The 19186-nt window shown below is 61.3% G+C and carries 16 protein-coding genes; 13 read left to right on the forward strand and 3 right to left on the reverse strand.

Annotated elements, in window-relative coordinates:
• From AC0L2Y_RS27385 to AC0L2Y_RS27440, 12 genes are all read left to right on the forward strand, one after another.
• Positions 1-903, forward strand: a 903-nt coding sequence (locus tag AC0L2Y_RS27385; protein ID WP_473560766.1) for a type VI secretion system baseplate subunit TssF, incomplete at its 5' end; no start/stop codon positions are given.
• On the forward strand, positions 867-1928 hold the full coding sequence (gene tssG, locus AC0L2Y_RS27390; RefSeq protein ID WP_473560768.1) for a type VI secretion system baseplate subunit TssG: 1062 nt from the start codon (positions 867-869) through the stop codon (positions 1926-1928). The genes AC0L2Y_RS27385 and tssG, both read left to right, overlap by 37 nt.
• Positions 1925-3400, forward strand: a complete 1476-nt coding sequence (gene tagH, locus AC0L2Y_RS27395; RefSeq protein WP_473560769.1) for a type VI secretion system-associated FHA domain protein TagH — start codon at positions 1925-1927, stop codon at positions 3398-3400. The genes tssG and tagH (AC0L2Y_RS27395) overlap by 4 nt, the downstream gene beginning before the upstream one ends.
• A 3-nt stretch (positions 3401-3403) precedes the next feature.
• Positions 3404-3859 (forward strand): type VI secretion system lipoprotein TssJ, encoded by a 456-nt coding sequence (gene tssJ / locus AC0L2Y_RS27400; RefSeq protein WP_473560770.1) that lies wholly within the window; start codon positions 3404-3406, stop codon positions 3857-3859.
• A 39-nt stretch (positions 3860-3898) separates the two neighbouring features.
• Positions 3899-5233, forward strand: a complete 1335-nt coding sequence (gene tssK, locus AC0L2Y_RS27405; RefSeq protein WP_473560771.1) for a type VI secretion system baseplate subunit TssK — start codon at positions 3899-3901, stop codon at positions 5231-5233.
• 4 nt (positions 5234-5237) lie between these two features.
• Entirely contained in the window at positions 5238-6560 is a 1323-nt protein-coding gene (icmH, locus tag AC0L2Y_RS27410; RefSeq protein ID WP_473560772.1) for a type IVB secretion system protein IcmH/DotU, read from the forward strand.
• Position 6561: 1 nt separating this feature from the next.
• A complete protein-coding gene (gene tssM / locus AC0L2Y_RS27415) occupies positions 6562-10098 on the forward strand; it encodes a type VI secretion system membrane subunit TssM (protein ID WP_473560774.1) in 3537 nt (1178 codons plus the stop codon).
• On the forward strand, positions 10080-10622 hold the full coding sequence (gene tagF / locus AC0L2Y_RS27420; protein WP_473560775.1) for a type VI secretion system-associated protein TagF: 543 nt from the start codon (positions 10080-10082) through the stop codon (positions 10620-10622). Before tssM ends, tagF begins: the two co-directional genes overlap by 19 nt.
• On the forward strand, positions 10622-11728 hold the full coding sequence (locus AC0L2Y_RS27425; RefSeq protein ID WP_473560778.1) for a DUF2169 family type VI secretion system accessory protein: 1107 nt from the start codon (positions 10622-10624) through the stop codon (positions 11726-11728). The genes tagF and AC0L2Y_RS27425 overlap by 1 nt, the downstream gene beginning before the upstream one ends.
• Complete coding sequence (locus tag AC0L2Y_RS27430; RefSeq protein ID WP_473560780.1) at positions 11725-12750, forward strand: beta-ketoacyl synthase N-terminal-like domain-containing protein; 1026 nt, start codon at positions 11725-11727, stop codon at positions 12748-12750. Before AC0L2Y_RS27425 ends, AC0L2Y_RS27430 begins: the two co-directional genes overlap by 4 nt.
• Positions 12747-13766 carry a PAAR-like domain-containing protein gene (locus AC0L2Y_RS27435; protein WP_473560781.1) on the forward strand — a complete coding sequence of 340 codons (1020 nt, stop codon included), beginning with the start codon at positions 12747-12749 and terminating at the stop codon, positions 13764-13766. Before AC0L2Y_RS27430 ends, AC0L2Y_RS27435 begins: the two co-directional genes overlap by 4 nt.
• A 30-nt stretch (positions 13767-13796) precedes the next feature.
• Positions 13797-14693 carry a hypothetical protein gene (locus tag AC0L2Y_RS27440; RefSeq protein ID WP_473560783.1) on the forward strand — a complete coding sequence of 299 codons (897 nt, stop codon included), beginning with the start codon at positions 13797-13799 and terminating at the stop codon, positions 14691-14693.
• On the opposite strand, the gene AC0L2Y_RS27445 is transcribed toward AC0L2Y_RS27440, so the two are convergent.
• The 3 genes from AC0L2Y_RS27445 to AC0L2Y_RS27455 are packed head-to-tail and all read right to left on the reverse strand — an operon-like array spanning position 14681 to position 17798.
• Positions 14681-15028, reverse strand: coding sequence for a hypothetical protein (locus AC0L2Y_RS27445; protein WP_473560784.1), 348 nt, complete (start codon positions 15026-15028; stop codon positions 14681-14683). The genes AC0L2Y_RS27440 and AC0L2Y_RS27445 overlap by 13 nt on opposite strands.
• The gene (locus tag AC0L2Y_RS27450; protein WP_473560786.1) at positions 15028-15453 is read right to left on the reverse strand and encodes a DUF6484 domain-containing protein; all 426 of its coding nucleotides are present in this window, start codon (positions 15451-15453) and stop codon (positions 15028-15030) included. The genes AC0L2Y_RS27445 and AC0L2Y_RS27450 overlap by 1 nt, the downstream gene beginning before the upstream one ends.
• Before the next feature lie 14 nt (positions 15454-15467).
• Complete coding sequence (locus AC0L2Y_RS27455) at positions 15468-17798, reverse strand: type VI secretion system Vgr family protein (protein WP_473560788.1); 2331 nt, start codon at positions 17796-17798, stop codon at positions 15468-15470.
• A 280-nt stretch (positions 17799-18078) separates the two neighbouring features.
• On the opposite strand from AC0L2Y_RS27455, the gene tagH (AC0L2Y_RS27460) reads away from it, so the two are divergent.
• Positions 18079-19134: a type VI secretion system-associated FHA domain protein TagH gene (tagH, locus tag AC0L2Y_RS27460; protein WP_473560790.1), complete on the forward strand. Its 1056-nt coding sequence runs from the start codon at positions 18079-18081 to the stop codon at positions 19132-19134.
• Positions 19135-19186 lie beyond the last annotated feature (52 nt).

Raw genomic sequence — 19186 nt, forward strand, 5'->3', positions numbered from 1 at the left:
CCCCCCCCCCCCCCCCCCCCCAGCGCGGGCTGGGCTCCCCCGCCCCCCCCCCCCGGCGCGGTTAACTTAAATATTTTGGGGGGGGCGGGCGCCCCCCCCCCCCACAGCGAGGGGAGCGACGCCGCAATCCCGGAGCTCTTCAGCCTGGGACAGAACCGCGGCAGCGGTTGGGTTTATTCCACCGAACGGCGCCCACGCCGCCCGACGGAGGAGGAACGGCGCGACGGCCTCACCCGCACTTCATACACCGGCGACGACGTTTTCCTGGCGATTTCACGTCCGGCGGAAAGTCCAGCGAACCGGCCGCTGAAGCGCGTCGACATCGTGGCGCTCTGCACCAACCGCGATCTGCCGATTCTTGACGACAACCCTACCTTGACTCTGGAAGCCGGCGATCCGGTCGAAACGATCCGGCTTCTCGGCGCATTGCGCCCGCCTCGCCCAGCCATCCCCGCAGCGCTGCCGGCGGGCGCGGCGGGTGAATCGCGAGCCGACAATCTCGCCTGGCGGCTTGTGGCGCAGCTCGCGCTCAACTTTCTAAGCCTTGCAAAGGAAGGTCGCGGCGTCGATCCGCTGCATGCGCTGCTTGAGCTTTACGCCGACAGGGGAGACCCGAGCCTCGCCCGCAATGTGCACTCGATCGTGCGCATCGACTCCCGGTCGGTCATCGAACGGCTGCAGATCGATGGGCCGATGTGCTTCGGACGAGGCACCGAGGTGACATTGCATGTCGATCAATCGGTTCTGGCGGGGCAGAGCACCTTGCTGCTTTCGGCCTTGCTGGCACGGCTGTTTGCCCGTCATGCCGGAATAAACGGCTTTGTGCGAACCCGCACATGGCTGCTGCAAAAGCAGGAGGATGTGCCATGGCCGATGACGCCCGGCAATCGCTACCTGATCTAGACAAGCCTGGCCGGTCAGAAGTGCTGTCGGATGCATTCGACTTCTTCGAGTTGTTGCGGCGACTCGAACGAAGAGGCGGGCTGTTCGGCTATTCCGGCCCGCCGGAGCGCGAGCCCTCGCGGCTCGGGCAGCATGTCCGTCTCAGCTTTTCCGCCAAGGACCTGGCAGAATTCCGCGAAGCGACTGACAAAGCGCCCGCTCGGGTCACGGTCGCAAACATTGGTCTGATGGGACCTGAAGGTCCGATGCCCCTGCATTTGACGCGCTGGGTACTCGATCGCCTGTCGCAACGCTGGTTCACCGGCGCCGATGCGCAGCAGACCAGCGACACGACGTTCGTGGACTTCGTCAACATTCTTCAGAACCGCATGATTGCGCTGTATTACAGGGCGTGGGCGGACGCCCATCCGGCGGTTCAGGTCGAGCGCCCGGTAGGTGGGCGCGTTCGCGCCATGCTTGAAGCCATGGCGGGAATAGGGCTTCCCGGCACCCACAATCCCGAACTGGACGCCGTGAAGCTGCGCCAGGCCGCCTCGCTTGCCAATCAGGTCGACGGCCCCGAGCGGCTGACGCTGTTCCTGGCTGAGGCGTTCAAGGTGCCGGTCCAGATCAGGGAGTTCATCGCTGCCTGGATGACCATACCAGCCGCGCTCCAGACCCGCCTCGGCAAAGCCTACGCAGGGCTCGGTCGGGGAGCGACGATCGGTCCGCGCGTCTTCAACCGTCAAAGCAGGATCGAGCTTCGCGTCGGCCCGCTGGGCTATGAAGAATTCAAGGCGTTCCTGCCGGGCGGTCAACGCCTCAAATTGTTCAAGCAAGCCGTTAGCGACATGGTCGGCGAATCGCTCGACGTCGATCTGCGCATCGTGCTGGCGCGCGATGCCGTTCCGCCGCCGCGTATCGGAACCGTGCAACTCGCCCGGACCGCGTGGCTTGCGCGGCCCGCTGAAAGGGGCGATGCTGACGACATGCGGCTGCGGACATTAGTCGGCTGGCGGCAGGAAGGGGCGGAGGTCGCGGCATGAGTCTGCTGCTGACGCTGGAGCAAGGGCCACGCACCCAGGCGGTACGGCAGACCCGGCTTGACGAGGGGGAACTGGTGATCGGCCGCAGCGCGGACGCTGGCTGGCAGATCGACGATCCCGACATGTTCGTTTCACGCGCCCATTGCAAGATCACTGGTGGGCGCGACGGATATTTCGTCACCGATACGTCGAGCAGCGGATTGTTCATAGACGACTCCGACAGCCCGCTCGGCGCAGGCAAGTCGACGCGTCTTCGCAATGGCATGCGGCTGAGACTGGGCGATTACATCGTGCATGTCGATCTGCAGACGTCGAGCGCCCAAGCAACAGCAGCAGCCGCAGCGCTAGCTCCGGAGCGCTCACCGCCGGCGTCTCGGGCGCCGGTCAGCATCGGCCGTGACGATTTCTTTTCAGCCGCCGTGGAAGAGGAGCCGCAGCCGCCACGTCCAGCCGAGCTGCCGAACCCGTTCGAGCAGCCGATCCCGGGAGCGTTCGAGCGCGCCAATTCCAGACAGCGCAGCTCGCCTGCTTTCGACGACCCGTTCAGCCTCGATCCGGTCGCAACACCGGTGTCCAAAGGCACCGCAAACTATCCAGAACCAGCCAGCGTACCCAAGCAGACAGACCCATTTGGCCTCGAGTCGGAATCGTTCCCCAACGGCGCTACGGAGCCCGCGACGGCAAAGCTGCCGGAATTCAATGACGACTTCGGTTTTGGTCCAGCCGCGGCGCCCAACCCGGGAAGCGGCGCCGGCTCAACCGGGCAGCGGGAGCGCGACGCCCAGCCACTGCAAGCGGCCAATTCCTTGGACCTGCCAGTGCGAGCGGCAGATGTCCCTCCCCCAATGCGGGCAGGCGCAGCCGCCAGCCCCGCCCGCCAGCCGCCTGCGAGACAGCACGCCGACATGGCGCTTCGCACCGCATTCCTGCGCGGCATGGGCATCGCGGAAGCCGATTTTCCCGGGCGCGACGCCGTCGCCGAGATGGAGAAGTTCGGCCGCGAATATCGGCTTATGATGGAAGGATTGATGCAGCTGCTGCGCAAGCGCGCCGAAGAAAAAGGAAATGCCCGCGTTGCCCAGACAATGGTCGGAGCCTCCGAAGTCAATCCACTCAAGTTTCTGCCGACGGTCGACGACGCAATCGTGACGCTTATTGCCGAACGCAGCCCCGGGTTTCTCGCCGGCGAAGCGGCTATCGCGGATGCAGTTCGCGACCTCGCACAACATCACGTGCGCGCCTGGCGCGGCGTGCAGGCCGCCCTGCGGCGGATGGTCGACCGTTTTGAGCCGGCAGCCATCGAAGAAGAGCTGAAATCGAGTTCCGCGATCGGCACGCTGTTGTCGGGCGGGCGCGGCGCCAAGCTGTGGGAGCTCTACCAGAAACGCCATCGTGAAATAGCCGAGAGCGCAGAAAAGAGCTTTCTCGGCGAAATCGGCGCCGATTTTCGGGATGCATATGAGGAGGAGTAAGACATGATCGATCGACGCGAATTTATCGTTGCCTTGGGTGCGACCGGGCTGCTTACGGCCTGTCAAAGCGCCGGGCCGCCAAAACCGTCGGTCATCACCGTGAAGCTGACAGGAGCGGCCGGCATGAACCCTGGACCAGGTGGCGGCGACCGGCCAGTGACAGTGCTGGTCATGCGGCTGCGCAGCACCGGTAAGTTCAACTCCGCCGACTACTTTGCCTTGCAGGGGGATGCCGGCTCGGCACTGGCAGGCGATCTGATCGGGTCCGACCAGATTGCCGTCGGGCCTGGAAAAACCGCGACCAAGACCATTACAGTTGAACCGGATGCGACGTCCCTGGGCTTCGTTGCACTTATCCGTGAGCCTGGCGGGCGAAACTGGCGGACCACCAAATCGGTTTCGCCCGGATCAAACTTTACGGTCAATGTCACACTGGGCAGCGGCGGCATTTCCGCCTGACGGCCAAGGCAAGGGGAGCTCGATGCAGAGAGTAGCCGGATGAGCGATGCAAACAGGGTGCTGTGGTCCGAGGGCCTTTTTCTGCGGACCCAGCATTTCCAGCAGCAGGATCGTTTCTTTGAGGCGACTGTGCGCGGCGCGTTGCAGGCCGGCCAGCTGCATACGTTCGGCTTTCAGCAATTGACGCTGGATAAGGCATTGCTCGATGCCGGCCAGATCTCGATCCTGTCTGCACGAGGCATTTTCCCGGACGGAACCCCCTTCTCCATTCCGGATCTGATGGACGCGCCGCGTCCGCTGCCGGTCACCCCGGATACAGGCGCCGGCCCGGTGCTGGTCGCCTTGCCGCTCGAGCCGGCCGGCGGGGTTGGCTTCGATCCCGCGCATGCGCCACCCAGCGGTGCGCGCTATCATGGACGGATCGTTTCGGTGCGCGATGCCGTCCAGGGCGGTTCAGACCCCGAAGAAATCGAAATCGCCCGGCCGCAATCGCTGTTGCTTGCACCAGGCAAATCGGTCGGCGGCTATACCGCCCTGCCGATAGCCGACATCAAGGGGATTCGAGCCGATGGCGGCGTTTCGCTGGACGAGACGTTCCTGCCACCGGCCCTGGTTACCGGTGCAGTGGCCTGGTACCGGCAACTGCTTCTGGAAGTTGTCACAGGCCTCGACCAGATCGCCGAGGCGCATGGCAAGATGGTCATGGGCGGGCCCGGGCGCAGCGTCGAAGACCTGTTGATGCTCAACCTCGCCAACGCGGCGCGTCCGCGACTGGCCCATATGCTGGCGCAGGATGTTTTCCATCCGGCCGAACTTTACCTGGAACTGGTCGGGCTTGCCGGTTCGATGGCGACCTACGGCTCGAGCGCGCGACGACTGGGCGAGCTGCCGGCTTACGATCACATGGCGCCGGGCCCACCGTTTTCGGCGCTGGCGGATGCGTTGCGCTCACTGATCCTGAGCCTGCGCTATATCGAGCCGAAATCGCGCGCGCTGCCCGTCATGCGCCATTCGACGAACGTTTGGAAAATCCGCATCGACAATCCGAAGCTGCTGCTGGCCAGCCGGATCGTTATCCGGGTCGGCTCGGAACTGTCGGAGGACGCGCTACGCAAGATATTCGTCAACCAGGCGACCGTAGGCTCGGCGGATGAGTTCGAGGGCCTGTGGAAGTCCCGCCTGCCCGGCATCCCGCTGAAACCGCTTCATTCGCAACCGCGCGAGATTCCTTACGACGGCGATCGGCTGTGCCTCGAGCTCGATCAGAAAAGCGAGCACTGGGCATCGCTGCTCGGTGCCCCAGGCTTCGTCATTGGCGTTTCGGGTGTACTGCCGAGCGAACCGCAGGTGGACTGCTATTCGGTGAACAGGTGAAACCATGAGCCGGGATGATCCTTTCGGACTGTCGGAGGATCGCGAACGCACTCGCATCAGGCTGACCGGCACGCCGATGCCGCGGCCGATGGCGGCATCCTTGCCGGGCGGGCCGGTTAAACGCTCGCGCACCCACCCGAACGGCCTTGTCAACGCCTTCGCGCCCCTGCTCGAGTTTGCGCCTGAGCTTGAAAGCGCGCTGCCACCGGAGAATCCGGAAGTGTTGCGCACCCGGCTGCTCGAAGAACTGGTTCGGGCACGTGACACGGCAATGGCGGCGGGGTCATCGATGGAGCGTGCCGATCAGGCAGCCTGGGTGGTGGCGGCCTTGCTCGACGATCTGGCCCTGAACACGCCCTGGGGCGGGGCCAGCGCATGGCCGCGTCAGCCGCTTGTGGTCATGTTGCGCGGCGATGTCGACGCCGGCACGCAGTTCTTCACACGGCTCGACGAACTGGAACGCCATCCGAACCGAGACCGCGAATTGCTGGAACTTCAGTATGACTGCCTGGCACTCGGTTTTCGCGGCAAGTATCGCGTGCCCGGCCGGTCGGGCGATCGCTCGCTCAATGCCGTTCGTGTGGCCGCGGCACGTTTCCTGCGCGATGCCGACGCCGAGAATGCGCCGCTGTCGCCAAACTGGAAAGGCGTCATCGCATCCGACGAGCCGCAGCGCTTCATCGTTCCGATCTGGGTGATGGCCTTGGCGGCGGCGGTCATCGCCACCGCGACCTATGTCGGGCTCTCGATGGGACTAAGCAGCCAGGCGGTGGAGCTTTCAGCGCTGGTCCGCGCCTTGCCGCCGCCGACCCGCGGCGACATCAGCCGCGTGTCGCCAGCCGTCGATGTCCCGCCGCCGGAGACCGTGGATTTCGCGCTGCTGCCCGAATTTGAGGTCGGCGCGCCGGGCAATCTCAGATCGGCTCTCAGCGGCACGGAGAGCGTTTCGCTGGCCAAGCTGGTCATCCAGGCCTCCAATCCTGAACTGTTCCAGTCATCGCGGCCAACACTGACGGAAGGATTCGAGCCGCTGATCGGCTCGATCGCCAAGGTGATCCTGGCCAATCGGGACCTGATCGGCAACATCACCGTGGTCGGACATACGGACGGCGTGCCTCTGCAAAGAACCAATCCGCTGTCGACCAACCAGCGACTTTCCGAGGCTCGCGCCCAGACCATTGCCGACATGCTGGTGCAAAACGGAGTGCCGCAGGAACGCGTCCATGCCGAGGGCCGGGCAGCCACGGATCCAGTGGCCGATGACGGCACGCGCGAGGGCCGGGCCCTGAACCGGCGCGTTGAGGTGCTGGTCGAAAAGAGGCTGTGAGATGTTCATCCTGCGCTTCCTCTGGGCGGTCCTGACATCGCGCTGGCTGTGGACACTGATTGGCATCACGCTGCTTTCCTTTGTGATCTGGGTATTCGGGCCGATCGTCAGGGTCGGCCCCTACGACCCTTTCGCCTCCGACAATGTGCGCATCGTCATCATCGCGCTGCTGGTCATCTTCTGGCTGATCTGGCTGATCGCTGCCCAGCGTCGGGCGATCCGTGCCAACCGTATGTTCGTCGCCGAAATCGCCGCGCCGGCGGTAGAGAAGCCACTCAGCCCCGGCGAAGAGAATGTCGCTGCCGTCGGAGCCAAGTTCGGCGAGGTCATGGCCGAGTTGAAGCGCCGCAAACTGGGCGGTCGCAAGTTCCTGCGCGAGATGCCCTGGTACGTGATCGTCGGACCGCCGGCCACCGGCAAGACCACAGCCTTGCGCCAGTCGGGGCTGAATTTTCCGATCGACCTGACCGACGACCTGCAAGGGGTCGGCGGCACGCGCAATTGCGACTGGTTCTTTTCGGAGAGCGCCGTTCTGATCGACACTGCAGGCCGCTATGTCCAACAGGAGAGCCAACCCGACGTCGACGCGGTGGAGTGGCTGGGCTTCCTCGACCTTTTGAAGAAGCACCGGGGCCGTCGCGCGCTCAACGGTGTGATCGTCGCGCTTTCGATCGATGTGCTTTCGGAGGGCGACGACGCCATCAAGGCGCATGGCCGCAAGATCCGCCGTCGGCTGGCCGAGCTCAACGACCGCCTTGAAATCCGCCTTCCGGTCTATCTGATGTTGACCAAAGCCGACCTGATCAAGGGGTTCGAGCCTTTCTTCGGCGGTTTGTCGACGCCTGCGCGCGAGCAGGTCTGGGGGACTACGTTCGCACTCGACGCGCATGTCGATGCAAAGACCATCGAGCGGGAAATCGCGACGTTAGCAACCGAGCTCGAGCGGCGGCTGGTGCCGCGGCTGGAAGACGAAGACAAGCTTGCTGCCCGCGCAGAAATCTTCAGGTTTCCCGCCCAACTCGCCAGCCTGTCCGAGCCGATCCAGGTACTGATCGAGGCGATGTTCGGGGAAAGCCGGTATGAGGAGGCCGCCTGGCTGCGTGGCCTTTATCTGACGTCTGCGACCCAGGAAGGGGCGCCCATCGATCGGCTGACCGCGGCGCTGTCTGCCTCCTTCGGCCTTCCGCCGCGCCGGGCATTGGCCGCGCCGCGTGTCGAAAAACGCAGCTTCTTCCTGAAGAACCTGCTTACAGAAGTCATCTTCAAGGAAGCCGGCCTCGGCACCTTCGATCCGCTGGCGCAACGCCGCCGCGCCTGGATGTGGCGTGGCGCGGCCGCCGCATGTGCCGCAGCCGCCCTGCTGGTCAGCGGCTTGTTCACCTGGTCCTATTACGACAACCGCAACGCGATCACGGCCCAGGCAAGCCAGTTCGAGGCGCTGCAGACGCCGCTGACCTCGGCGGCGGCAAACCCGGCATCCGTAGAACAGCCTGCGATCGATGGCGCCCTCAGTGCGATGGATGAAGTCGCAAATGCCCGCACCCCGCCGCCTGGCGCGGCACAGGATTTGCTGGGGCCATCAGCCTCGGCGGAACTGGTGCGGGCGCAGACCGACACTTACGATCATGCTTTGCGCAACGTTCTCGAGCCGCACATGGTGGCGCTGCTCGAGGCGACGATGTGGCGGCAGATCCGCGATCCGGACTTCATGCTTGGCGCATTGAAGACCTATCGCATGATGACCGGCCTTTCTCAGATGGATCCAGACTTCGCCCAGAGCTGGTGGGTCAACAGTCTGCCTGAATTCGCCGCGGCTGCCCCCTTTCCGACAGCTGACGCCGAACAGCACCAGCTTGCCGCGATCCGTCGCATGGCGGTTGACGCCAGTTATATCGCTCCGGACCAGGCCCTGGTTGCGGAGGCACTGAAAACCGTCTGCACGATTTCCTTGCCGGCGCGTGCCTATAAACAATTGCTGGCCGACCCGGCGGTGACTGCGCTCAAGGAATGGATTCCTGCCAACTTCGCCGGCCCCAACGGCGCCAAGGTCTTTGCGCGGCGTTCCGACAAGACGCTTAGGGTCGGCATTTCGGGAGCGTTTACCTATGCCGGCTTCCATGACGCCATTCTCGACCGGGTCGAGGATGTCGCTGCCCAGGCAGCACTCGACCGGGCGGTGTTCGCCGGCGGTTGCTCGGAAAATTCCGAAACCTCGGTGTCAGCGCTATCAGAGGATATTCTAAAGCTTTATTACGACGACTACATCGCGCAATGGGACAGCTTCCTGCGCGACATGAGGCTGGCGCCATTGACCGATCTCAACGTCGCCAGTGAGAACCTCAAAGACCTTTCAAGTGCCGACTCCGCGCTGAAGCGCCTGGTCACCGCGGTGGTCCAAGAGACCGAGCTTACGCGATCCGATGAAGCGCCGGCAAACGACAAGGCAGCGGCGGCAGGTGGCTCGAAACTGCTTGGCAAGCTGGGCAAGCTTGGCAAGATCGTAAAAACCGGAGCAAAGCTTTTGCCGCGTGCCGGCTCCGCCGACGAGGTGGATCTTACCGGCAGTCTGGTGGCCGAGCATTTCAAGCCGCTCAAGGGTGCCATCGCCGAGGTCGACGGCCAGCCGCCGGCGCTCGACGCCGCCATTGTCGCGCTCACCGCACTGTCCAACGTGCTGCAGACGGTGACAGCCAATCCCGATCCTCAGGACGCCATCAAGAAGCAGGGCGGCCTCGCCGAACTGACTGGAGCGGTTGCCAGGCAGGCGCAGATCCTGCCCGACCCGATCGATGATTGGTTGGGCGGTATTGCCGGCGATACCAGCGGCCTGACGCAGAAGGCGGTCACCTCGGAGCTCAACGCCATCTGGCGCGCCGATATCCTGCCGTTCTGCCAGGCAGCACTCAACAACCGCTATCCTTTCAGCCCTGACAGCGCCGTCGACGTCAATGTCCGCGACTTCGCCCGCCTGTTCGGACCGGCAGGGCTGATCGACACCTTCATCAACGACCATCTGATCAGCTATGTCGACACGTCAGCGCAGCCATGGAAATGGCGCGCCGATTTCGGCCTCGACCCGTCGGCACTGGCCGCGTTCGAACAGGCAAGGCGAATCCGCGATGATCTTTTTCCGGGCGGTACAGGCCCGCTGATGAGCTTCACGCTCGAACCGAAGGACCTGTCGCCCAATGTCGCGCGCGTGACGCTCAACCTCGATGGCCAGAACCTCGTCTACTATAACAATGCAACAAGGCCGCAGCCGATGACGTGGCCCGGCAAGGACGGCACAGGCGTCATCTCGCTTGCCTTCCAGCCGATCGATGGCTCGCCCGAGATCTTGCTGAACGAGACCGGCAGCTGGGCGTGGCTGAGAATGTTGCGCAGCGGTCGCTTCACCGGCACCTCGCTGTCGGACGTCTACAGCCTGCGCCTGGGCACCAAAGGCATGTACGCCGATTTCCAACTCAAGGCGGCAAGCGTCGAGAACCCCTACAATCTTCAGATGTTCAAGAAGTTCTCATGTCCGCCCCAGATATGATCCTGGCCGGCTTTTACGGCAAGATGCCCGCTACCGGCGATTTTGTCACGCGGCGACTGCCAGGTGATTTTGTTCGCGCCTGGGACCGCTGGCTGGCGCAGCATGTCGTCCCGCTTATTGGCTCGGAATCCTGGCCGCGCGGCACGGCGCTGCGGTTCCTGACCGGTCCGGATTTTTTTGGCGCATCAGCAGGCGTCATCGTGCAGAGCGCCGACAGAGTTGGCAGGCAGTTTCCGTTGAGCGTCGTCGCGCTGCTTTCCGAGGCTCCCGTCGAGCTTGCCTTTGGCGATGCGTGGTTTGCAGAGATCGAAAAGGTGGCCATCGCAGCCCAAGGCGGCAAGCTGACGCCGGACGAATTGGATGGCGCGCTTGCTGCGCTGCCGGTGCCGCAGGTTGAGCCGGGCGAAGAGCTCATCAGCGATATGGTGATGTGGACAGCGCGTTCGGACATATTCGATATTGATCCGCTGTCTCCGCAACTGACGCTGGAGCAGATCTTCGTCACAAGCTGGGAGACCGGCTGATGGAGATCTGGAACCAGATGGGCTATCCGCACCAATTCACCATGGGCATGGACAAGGCCGGTCATGAGTGGATCGTCGTGGTGGTGAAGGGCACGTTCGACTTTCCCGCGATGCCTGGCGGGCCGGTGCGAAAATCGGCGGAGCAAGTGCCACTCGTCTTTGCCGACATCCAGACGGGAGAGCCCGGCTACTCGGCCACACTTTGGGAAACCGACTTCGCTTTTCGCAAGCTGCGTTGTGATGTGATCGCCAATGGCTTTGCGTACGCGCCGGGGGGGCGCCCAGCTGAACGTGTACCGGTCGGCATCAAGGTCGGCAATTGGTCGAAATTGTTCGAAGTCGTCGGCCACCGCGAGTGGCGCGCCATCGGACCGGTATTTACCTCCACCGCCCCGCAGCCATTCCTGAAACTTCCTATCTCATATGACGTCGCCTGGGGCGGCGTCGACAGACTAGACCCGGAGGACAGACTCCCCGCCAGCTACAGGTACAATCCGGTCGGATCGGGCTGGTCGCGAACTAAAAATCAGCGTCTCATTCCCGGCCTGCGGCTGCCCAACACGCAAGCTGTCGGCGAAGAAATCCGTTCGCCGTTCGGCGACTACAAGCCGATGAGTTTTGGCCCGATGGGACGCGGCTGGCCCGGACGGATCGAATATGGCGGCACCTACGATCAGGACTGGATCGACAACGTTTTTCCCTTCCTCCCCCCAGACTTCGACGAGCGGTACTTCCAGATGGCGCCTCCGGACCAGCAGATCGATCTGCCGAGAGGCGGCGAGCAGGTGCAACTGGTGAACCTGACGCCTGAGGGGCGGGTCAGCTTTCGGCTGCCCAGCACTGGGTTGCAGATGACGCTATTCAAGGGCGGCGAAAAGTCATACGACGGCATCGCTCAATCAGACACAATTCTTTTCGATCCAGAGAACAGACGCTTTTCACTGGTGTGGCGCGTGTCGCAGCGCATACAGCGCACCATTCTGGATTTCTCCGAATGCTGGATCGGCCCGCCGACCAGAGGAATGCTGAGGGCTCGCCTAACCGGCAAGCGCTACATCCGTACGTTCGATCTGCCGCCAAAGGACGACGAGGCCGACGCGGCATGAACGCAAGCCTAGAGATTGCCTCCGTGGGCATGGTTACGGCTGTCGGCCTCGACGCGCCGTCCTCTTGTGCGGCAATGCGAGCCAGACTGGATGGGTTCCAAGAGACGCGATTCCTCGGTCTCTCAGGGGATTGGCTAGTCGGCGCTCCGGTACCTCTTCCGCGTAATTGGATTGGAGAAAAGCGCATGGCTCATCTGCTGGCCGGCGCGATCTGTGAGGCCATAGCCGGTTTCCCCGACGCCCGCGATCAGTCCACAGTCATTTTGTGCCTCCCGGAACCGGAGCGAGCCGGAATACCCATTAACGATACTGCTAAGCTCATCAGCCGAGTGTCGCTCGCCGCTGAAATTGATCTAGCTGGGCGCACGCGTGTGGTTGCGCACGGGCGCCCCTCTGGCCACGCCGCGCTTGACCATGCTCGAAGGATGCTCGCGTCCGACGAAGCCCAATGCGTGATCATCGCAGGCGCGGACAGCTATCTCACAGCAGGTGCGGTCGGGCACTATCTCGCCGAACACAGATTGCTGACGGCTGACAATCCGAATGGCTTCATCCCCGGCGAGGCAGCGGGAGCCGTCGTTTGTGTGAGATCATCAACGAATGGATTTCGTTTGTATGGTCTTGGCCTCTCTCGCGAGACTGCCTCGATCTATAACTCAAACGACCTCGCCTTGCGCGCCGAGGGAATGACTTTTGCGTATCGCGCCGCCCTCGGCGAAACCGGCATTGAAATGAACCAGGTTGGTTACTGCATATCTGACCTCATTGGCGAACAGTATTGGTTCAAGCAGACAGCCCTAACTTCAATCAGATTGCTGCGAGGCCGCCACGAGTTCCAAGACCTTTGGTCTCCCGCAGAATCACTTGGCAACATTGGTGCGGCGGCCGTTCCGATCATGATTGGAATGGGTTGGACTGCAGCGACTAAGGGCTATGCGGCCGGTACCCCGGTTCTTATCGAGGCCTCTTCCGATGCAGGTGCCTGCGGAGCCGCTGTTTTTGCCGCAAAGAGAGTAGCATGACAGTGTATGCCAACGGACTTGAGATCGCGTGCAAGGCGCAGACGAACCAAGTCGTTGCGGCGTTTCCTTATGTTTGCTTCACGCCTCCGCAGACGCCAGCAACTCCGCCAGGCGTGCCGGTTCCCTACCCGACGTTCGGCATGGACGACGACACCGACAACGGCACCAGCACTGTCAAGATCGGCGGGACAACCGTCACCCAGAAGAACAAATCCTACTACACCAAATGCACGGGCAATGAGGCGGGTTGCGCCCCGAAGAAAAACATCATCACCTCGGTCAATCGCGGCAAGGAATATGCTCACGCATGGTCGGGGAACGTCAAGATGGATGGAGAGCCGATAAGTCGTTTTTCAGACATCTCGAGCAACGATCACTCTTCGCCGAATGCAGGAGGCCCACCCTATCCGAAGATCGGCCGCATGACGATGACGCCGGAGAACTGTGCTAAGATTCTCGCCGACTTTAAGCTTTCCATTCACAAGCACAGGGACAGCACCTGTAAAGAGACCGAAAACTCGGAACATTTTATGGAGAATCAATTTCTGCAGGAGGAGAGCGCGCGAGGCGGAATTGGCGGAACATTCGACCAGTTCAAAAATTATAATGAAGGCGATGCACCGTGCATCTGCATGGACGCCTATAAGAAAAAGAAAGGCGTCGAGAAGAAAAATTGGCCAACCGAGGGCACGGACCATCATGCTAAGTCGGCTGACGTACGGGCGTTCATAAAGGATTGCAAATCGACACCGACAATTGGAAAGGCGCTTCGGGCATGCTGCGAAGCCGTAGTCGACAACCATGGTCCGACCGCGGGACTGCGGCAAGGCGATAAGAACGATCAGGACAAAGCAGAGCAGATCATGCACTGCCTGGAAACGGTTTTCATTGAGCATCTCGTTGAGAAGATCAACGAACGGCGGGCCGAAGAGGGGAAACGGGGTACCACGGCGGAAACAGTCCGTGAGATGAAGATCGGCCGCGAAGTTAATCCGACCGTGGGCAAGATGTGGTAGTAGCGACAACAAGTGAAGTGCGAAAATGTAATGGCAAGATTAGATCCTGAAGACGTTCGCGCCGAAACGGTTCAAGCCTGGATCATCGATGATCAGTACATTCGCGTCATGTGCCAGCTTACAAATAGTGCCATGTCGTCAGCGCAGGCGCGAGTTTACGAGATCCGACTCGGCCGACCGGATCAAAGCCGGATGATTTTTCATTATGATGATCTCATGCCGTCTTTCTGGTCTGACAATGGTCCGTTCTGGATGGCGCTCGAGTCCGGCTCGCGAGTGCATTCTAGTCTCGGTCAACTAGACGACGTGACGGGGGGCAAGAGCGGTACAGAAGTGTCGCTCAGACGCTTATGGGGATTAGGCAAGGACTTGGTTCTGGCAGTTGGCAAAGGCGGCACCTATCGATTCGATGGACAGATGTGGAACTCGGAGAAGCTGCCTACTCCCCACATCCTCTTAGATGTTCACGGTTCGGCGCCGGATCGAATCTTTGCCGTCGGAAATCGAGGTGTGCTGGTCGAGTTTGACGGTCAGAAATGGGCCGCCCACGATACCGCCCTGCACAACCGGCTGCACGCGGTCTGCGCAGGCAGCGACGGTGCAATCTATGCAGGCGGCGACGACGGGACCTGCTTCCGGCTTAGTGGCGAGGAGCGCACCGACTACGCTGCGGGGGAGTCAACTTTTTACAGCATATGTGAATTCCAGGGGAAGCGCTATTGGGGCGATGACGAGTACGGCGTGTTCCTTCAACAAGGCAACGGACTCATCCCATTCAAGGAAATAGAATTCGCTTACTACATGACCTCCAGCGACAATTATATGGTTGTTACAAGCGGCAGTGAGATGTTCCTTTTTGATGGCACTAGTTGGCAAAAATATGAGTACCGACATGATGGAGCGGATTGGAGGTTCTACTTAGTTTGAAGTGACGCATTCATCGCTATGAAGGTCCTCACTTTTTCTAAATCTAGTTCGTTTACCGGTATTGCCTGCTTGGCTTCTAGCATCCGCACCACAAAAAGCTCGCCGGCTTCAGGAAATTCCTGGTAGAGGGCGGCGGCTATCTTCCTCCCCTCCTCACCCGATACTCTTAGCCCGTCCAAATGGGCTTCCAGCCTCGCTACCAACCTAGCGAGCCGCTCTTCATCCATGTCAGGATTTTCGGCCGGATGCAGTAGATGGTGGTCATAGACGGTCCACAAAAAAGCAGCCATCTCGGCATGCTGTCGGACAATTTCGGGCAGGACCGGCGCTTTCATCAGTTCAAATTCACCGAACCGCCACGAATGCGGTTTGCAGCACTCGCGTGGCTGACAAGATACGTGCCGCGGATGGTGATGCGGCCGTCCTTCTCCATGATGATGGTCGCCTTGCCGCAGCGCAGTTCGATCCGCTCGTCCGCAGTGATGCGGACGCTTTGGCCGTCTCGTACCACCTGCGGCGAGGTAGATTTGCGCGACGGTTCCACGATGCGGCCCAAAATCAGCGGCCGTCCCGGATCGCCCTGCTGAAACAAGAGCGCCACTTCTGCGCCGATCATTTCCGAGCTAAGCTCAACGAGGCTGAGCGCCGGAATGGCAGTCTCCTTCTGATTGCCGAGAAAAACCACCAGCGGCCCGTCCTCGCCAAAACCGAGGAAGACGCCGATCACCACCCCTTCTATGCGCTCTAAGATCTTTGTCATATCAAGCCCTCCGCTCAATTCTGTTTTATTTCCGAGCCTTTCATCGTGATGTCGCTTGACGCTTTCATGTTGATCTTTCCCGAAGCTCTGACGGATATGTCCTTGCCCTCGATCGAAATCGTGCCATCCTTTTTCATTGCGATTGCCGCCGAGCCGCACTTTATCACGATCGAATCGCCGGCTTCGATCAGCAAATCTTTGCCGATTTTGATGACCCCGTCCTCGCCTACCTCAACCGCGCTGCCTTTGGCTATCTTGAGCGCCCGGGAACCACCGACTTCGGTCGCATCGTCCTCAGCAATCTTGGCCGATCGCCCAGCCCCAATATCGGTGCCTTGATCCTTCGCGATCTTGATCGTCTGGCCGGCGCCTATTTGGACGCTCTGGGCAGCAGCGATCTTCCAGCTGTCCGCTGCCCCGATGTCGTGGCTCTGCGCCGAACCTACGGTGACCGCCCGCGTCGCACCGATGGTGTTCGTCTGCGCCGCGCCCACGGTTCTGGTCTCGGTGGCACCCACGGAGTCGACACGCGCCGCACCCACGGTGATGGTCTGGATGATCGCCACCGTCTGGGTGTGATTGGCGCCAATCGTTTCGGTAGAGTTGGATCCAATATTGATCGTCTCGTTCGAACCGACGGTTAGCGAGCGGTTCACACCTACCGTCTCGGTGTCGTTGTTGCCAATATTCGTTGTCTGGTCGACGCCGACTTTGACCGTCTTGTTGTTGCCGACGTCCTCGTCGAGATTGTGGCCGACGGAGTGTTTGGCGTCGTGGTCGATGCGGTCGGACTGATCGTGCTGAACCAGCTTGTTACGGTCGTGCTTGATCAGAAGGTGATGGTCTTTCTGCGCCTGGAAGTTGACCAGCTCGGAGCCGGCCTTGTCCTCGAACATCAGCTCGTTGTAGCCACCGCCACCTTTCGATGAATCGGATTTCCAGCCGGATTGCGTAGCGTTACCGGGCAGACCGTAAGGCGGCATCTGCGCGGCGTTGTAGACCCTGCCGGTAATGATCGGAAGGTCCGGATCTCCTTCGATGAAGTCGACGATGACCTCCTGCCCGATGCGCGGTATCTGAATAAAACCCCAGCCGCTCCCGGCCCAGGTCTGCGAAACCCGCACGAAGCAGGAACTGTTCTGGTCCTTCTTGCCCAACCGGTCCCAATGAAACTGGACCTTCACCCGCGCATACTTGTCGGTGAATATCTCCTCGCCGGACGGACCGACCACCGTCGCCGTCTGGGGACCGCGCATGATCGGCCGTGTCGTGACCCGCGGCGGACGATAGGGCAGGGCCGTGGGTGCCACGCCAAGGACCACCTTGAAGTTCTCGCTGTCGACGTCGGCATGGGGTCTGTAGCCAGGGTCAAAGAGCCTGTATTCGGCACTGACCACCAGATACTCCTGGTTCTGGTCCTCGCGCGGAAAGCCGTCCAGCTTGAACGTGCAGCCTGAGTACAGGCCGCGCACTGTTCCAACCGCGGCGATGCGCTGGTGCACCGCCTGGATTTCCTCGCGCCGGATCGCCGCCAGGCTGTCGCCGCGGCCCACTTCCAGATGCGCGCCGGGTTGCCGATAATTCTCCCCCGCGGCCAACTTGTGACTGAACGGCTGGGCCGACTTGGCCATCAGGTCGGCGCCCGGTTTCTTGAAATCATAATCGGTATGGACATAGGAGCCCGGCCGCACCGAGCTGCCCGGGATCCATTCGGTGATATATTCGATATCACGCCGAGAGCCCTGCCCCTCAAAGTGGTAAGGCACTTTTTCATAGCCCGGCGCTGGCTTCAGCTTGCTCATCGCATCGGCGAGCACAAGGGTGTGCTTGCCCTCGCCATGCTCGAAGAAATACAGGATGCCTTCGTGCTCGAGCAGCCGCTGCACGAAGTCGAGATCGGTCTCGTCGTACTGGACGCAGTACTCGCGCGGCGGATAGGACCCTTGCAGGCGCTTCTCGTATCTTGCCGTGCTGTATTTGGAAAATACCTCTTCAACGATTTCGATGACGCTCATGTTCTGAAAAATGCGGCAGTCCGTCGTATTGCCGAGAAACCAGAGCCATGGCCGGACGACTGCTTCGTAGTAGGCCAGCCGGTCCTCGATCCGGGTAAGGCGAAAGTCCGACACGATGCCGCTGAACCAGCGCTGGGGGTCGGCTTCACCTTCGATGGAGACGGGGCCACCCAGCATCTTCAGCGGATCGATATCGGGGCTGGGGCTTACGAACCCGACCGTGTAGGCCAGACAACGGCTGATCTCATCTCGCCCGACGAGATGTGTGAAGGTCAGCAGCTCAGCGCCAACTGGCGTTTGCACCACCGTGGCGCGTTGTTCACTCGGCATGGGTCGTGCCCCTCCTGGGCCGGCAGCCAGCGCGGCGGATTTGAGGATCCTGTTCAGGAACTCGAAATCACATCAGACCTCGATGGTTGCCAGTCCATGTCAAGCGTACCACAAGTTTGTTGTGCTGGCCAAAGCGGACCATCAAAGGTTGGCCTAGTCTGCAGAGTCGGGAGTTCGCTCTTTCCATTGCGCCACGTGATGCGAATTTGGGGTTAGCCACTCTAAAAACATGGAGTATCGTGTCGGCAAGGCCGCCAGCGATCACACAGGCGATTTTCGCATGTTAATCAGTCTGCAGATCAGCAATGTCGATGCCCTGCCCACTGGCGTGGCGCCTGGCTACCGATCGCGTAATCGCACCTTCAAAATCGGCCGCGAACATTGCGACTGGATCTTGCCTGATCCTGACAAGTTCATCTCAGGCCGGCATTGCCAAATCCGATACGAGGCGGGCGCGTTTTGGCTGCACGACATTTCGCGCAATGGCACTTTCGTCAATGGATCGAGCCAACGCGTCACCGGTCCGCGCCGGCTAGACCACGGCGACAGGCTCCTGGTCGGCCGCTACGTCATCTTTGTATCGATTGACGACGAGCATGCGACGCCAAGTCATCCGGAGGCCGACCGAGGTTCGACGCAACGACACATGCCGGTCGCGGCCGATCGGCTGCTTGGTTCCGGAGGCGAGCCTCTTTTCAGTTCGGCAGAGCGATGGCTCGGGCAAGCACCGCCATCGACATCATCACTGCCTAGGGCCGTCCCCTCGACGACAGACGAGGTGCTGCGGGAAATTGCAATCGGCGCAGGCATCTCGCCGGAACTGTTTCAATTGCGTGATCCGCATGAAGTCGCTGCCGAAATCGGCGCAGTGCTTCGCACGGTGGTCGAGCAACTGGCCATGCTGCTGAAGGCACGTGCGGCTGCAAAGACATTGGCCAAGAGCCCACACCGAACGATGATAAGCTCCGCTGAAAACAATCCCCTCAAATTTGTCCCGGGGACCGACGACATACTCGAAATCATGTTCGCACGGCGCAGGGCCGGCTATCTCGATGCCAGGCGCAGCGTCGAGGACGCGTTCCGCGATCTCAAGGCGCACGAATTTGCCACCTATGCCGCCATGCAAGCAGCGCTCTCGCGACTGCTTGACGACCTGTCTCCGGAAGCGATCGGCAAAAAGCTCCCGCCGACATCGTTTACCTCGAAGAAGGCCCAAGCATGGGACGCTTTTGTCGGGACGTGGAGGAGCATGGAGGAAGCACACGAAAACGGCATGCTGGATATATTCTTGGCCTATTTCAGCGAGGCGTATGCCAAAGCCGACAAGCACAAATAGACCTGCGCAACATACTGCGCCGCTGTAGCTGACGAAGAAAAGAGCGTCGGCG

It is taken from the genome of Mesorhizobium sp. WSM4830 (assembly GCF_055811495.1).

Excerpts from the sequence above, each read along its gene's own strand:
- tagH (WP_473560790.1), top strand. The coding sequence starts at position 18,079 with ATGTTAATCAGTCTGCAGATCAGCAATGTCGATGCCCTGCCCACTGGC.
- tssJ (WP_473560770.1), top strand. The coding sequence starts at position 3,404 with ATGATCGATCGACGCGAATTTATCGTTGCCTTGGGTGCGACCGGGCTG.
- AC0L2Y_RS27455 (WP_473560788.1), bottom strand. The coding sequence starts at position 17,798 with ATGCCGAGTGAACAACGCGCCACGGTGGTGCAAACGCCAGTTGGCGCT.
- tagF (WP_473560775.1), top strand. The coding sequence starts at position 10,080 with ATGTCCGCCCCAGATATGATCCTGGCCGGCTTTTACGGCAAGATGCCC.
- AC0L2Y_RS27440 (WP_473560783.1), top strand. The coding sequence starts at position 13,797 with ATGGCAAGATTAGATCCTGAAGACGTTCGCGCCGAAACGGTTCAAGCC.
- AC0L2Y_RS27425 (WP_473560778.1), top strand. The coding sequence starts at position 10,622 with ATGGAGATCTGGAACCAGATGGGCTATCCGCACCAATTCACCATGGGC.
- tssM (WP_473560774.1), top strand. The coding sequence starts at position 6,562 with ATGTTCATCCTGCGCTTCCTCTGGGCGGTCCTGACATCGCGCTGGCTG.
- AC0L2Y_RS27430 (WP_473560780.1), top strand. The coding sequence starts at position 11,725 with ATGAACGCAAGCCTAGAGATTGCCTCCGTGGGCATGGTTACGGCTGTC.
- tagH (WP_473560769.1), top strand. The coding sequence starts at position 1,925 with ATGAGTCTGCTGCTGACGCTGGAGCAAGGGCCACGCACCCAGGCGGTA.
- tssG (WP_473560768.1), top strand. The coding sequence starts at position 867 with ATGGCCGATGACGCCCGGCAATCGCTACCTGATCTAGACAAGCCTGGC.
- AC0L2Y_RS27435 (WP_473560781.1), top strand. The coding sequence starts at position 12,747 with ATGACAGTGTATGCCAACGGACTTGAGATCGCGTGCAAGGCGCAGACG.
- icmH (WP_473560772.1), top strand. The coding sequence starts at position 5,238 with ATGAGCCGGGATGATCCTTTCGGACTGTCGGAGGATCGCGAACGCACT.
- AC0L2Y_RS27445 (WP_473560784.1), bottom strand. The coding sequence starts at position 15,028 with ATGAAAGCGCCGGTCCTGCCCGAAATTGTCCGACAGCATGCCGAGATG.
- AC0L2Y_RS27450 (WP_473560786.1), bottom strand. The coding sequence starts at position 15,453 with ATGACAAAGATCTTAGAGCGCATAGAAGGGGTGGTGATCGGCGTCTTC.
- tssK (WP_473560771.1), top strand. The coding sequence starts at position 3,899 with ATGAGCGATGCAAACAGGGTGCTGTGGTCCGAGGGCCTTTTTCTGCGG.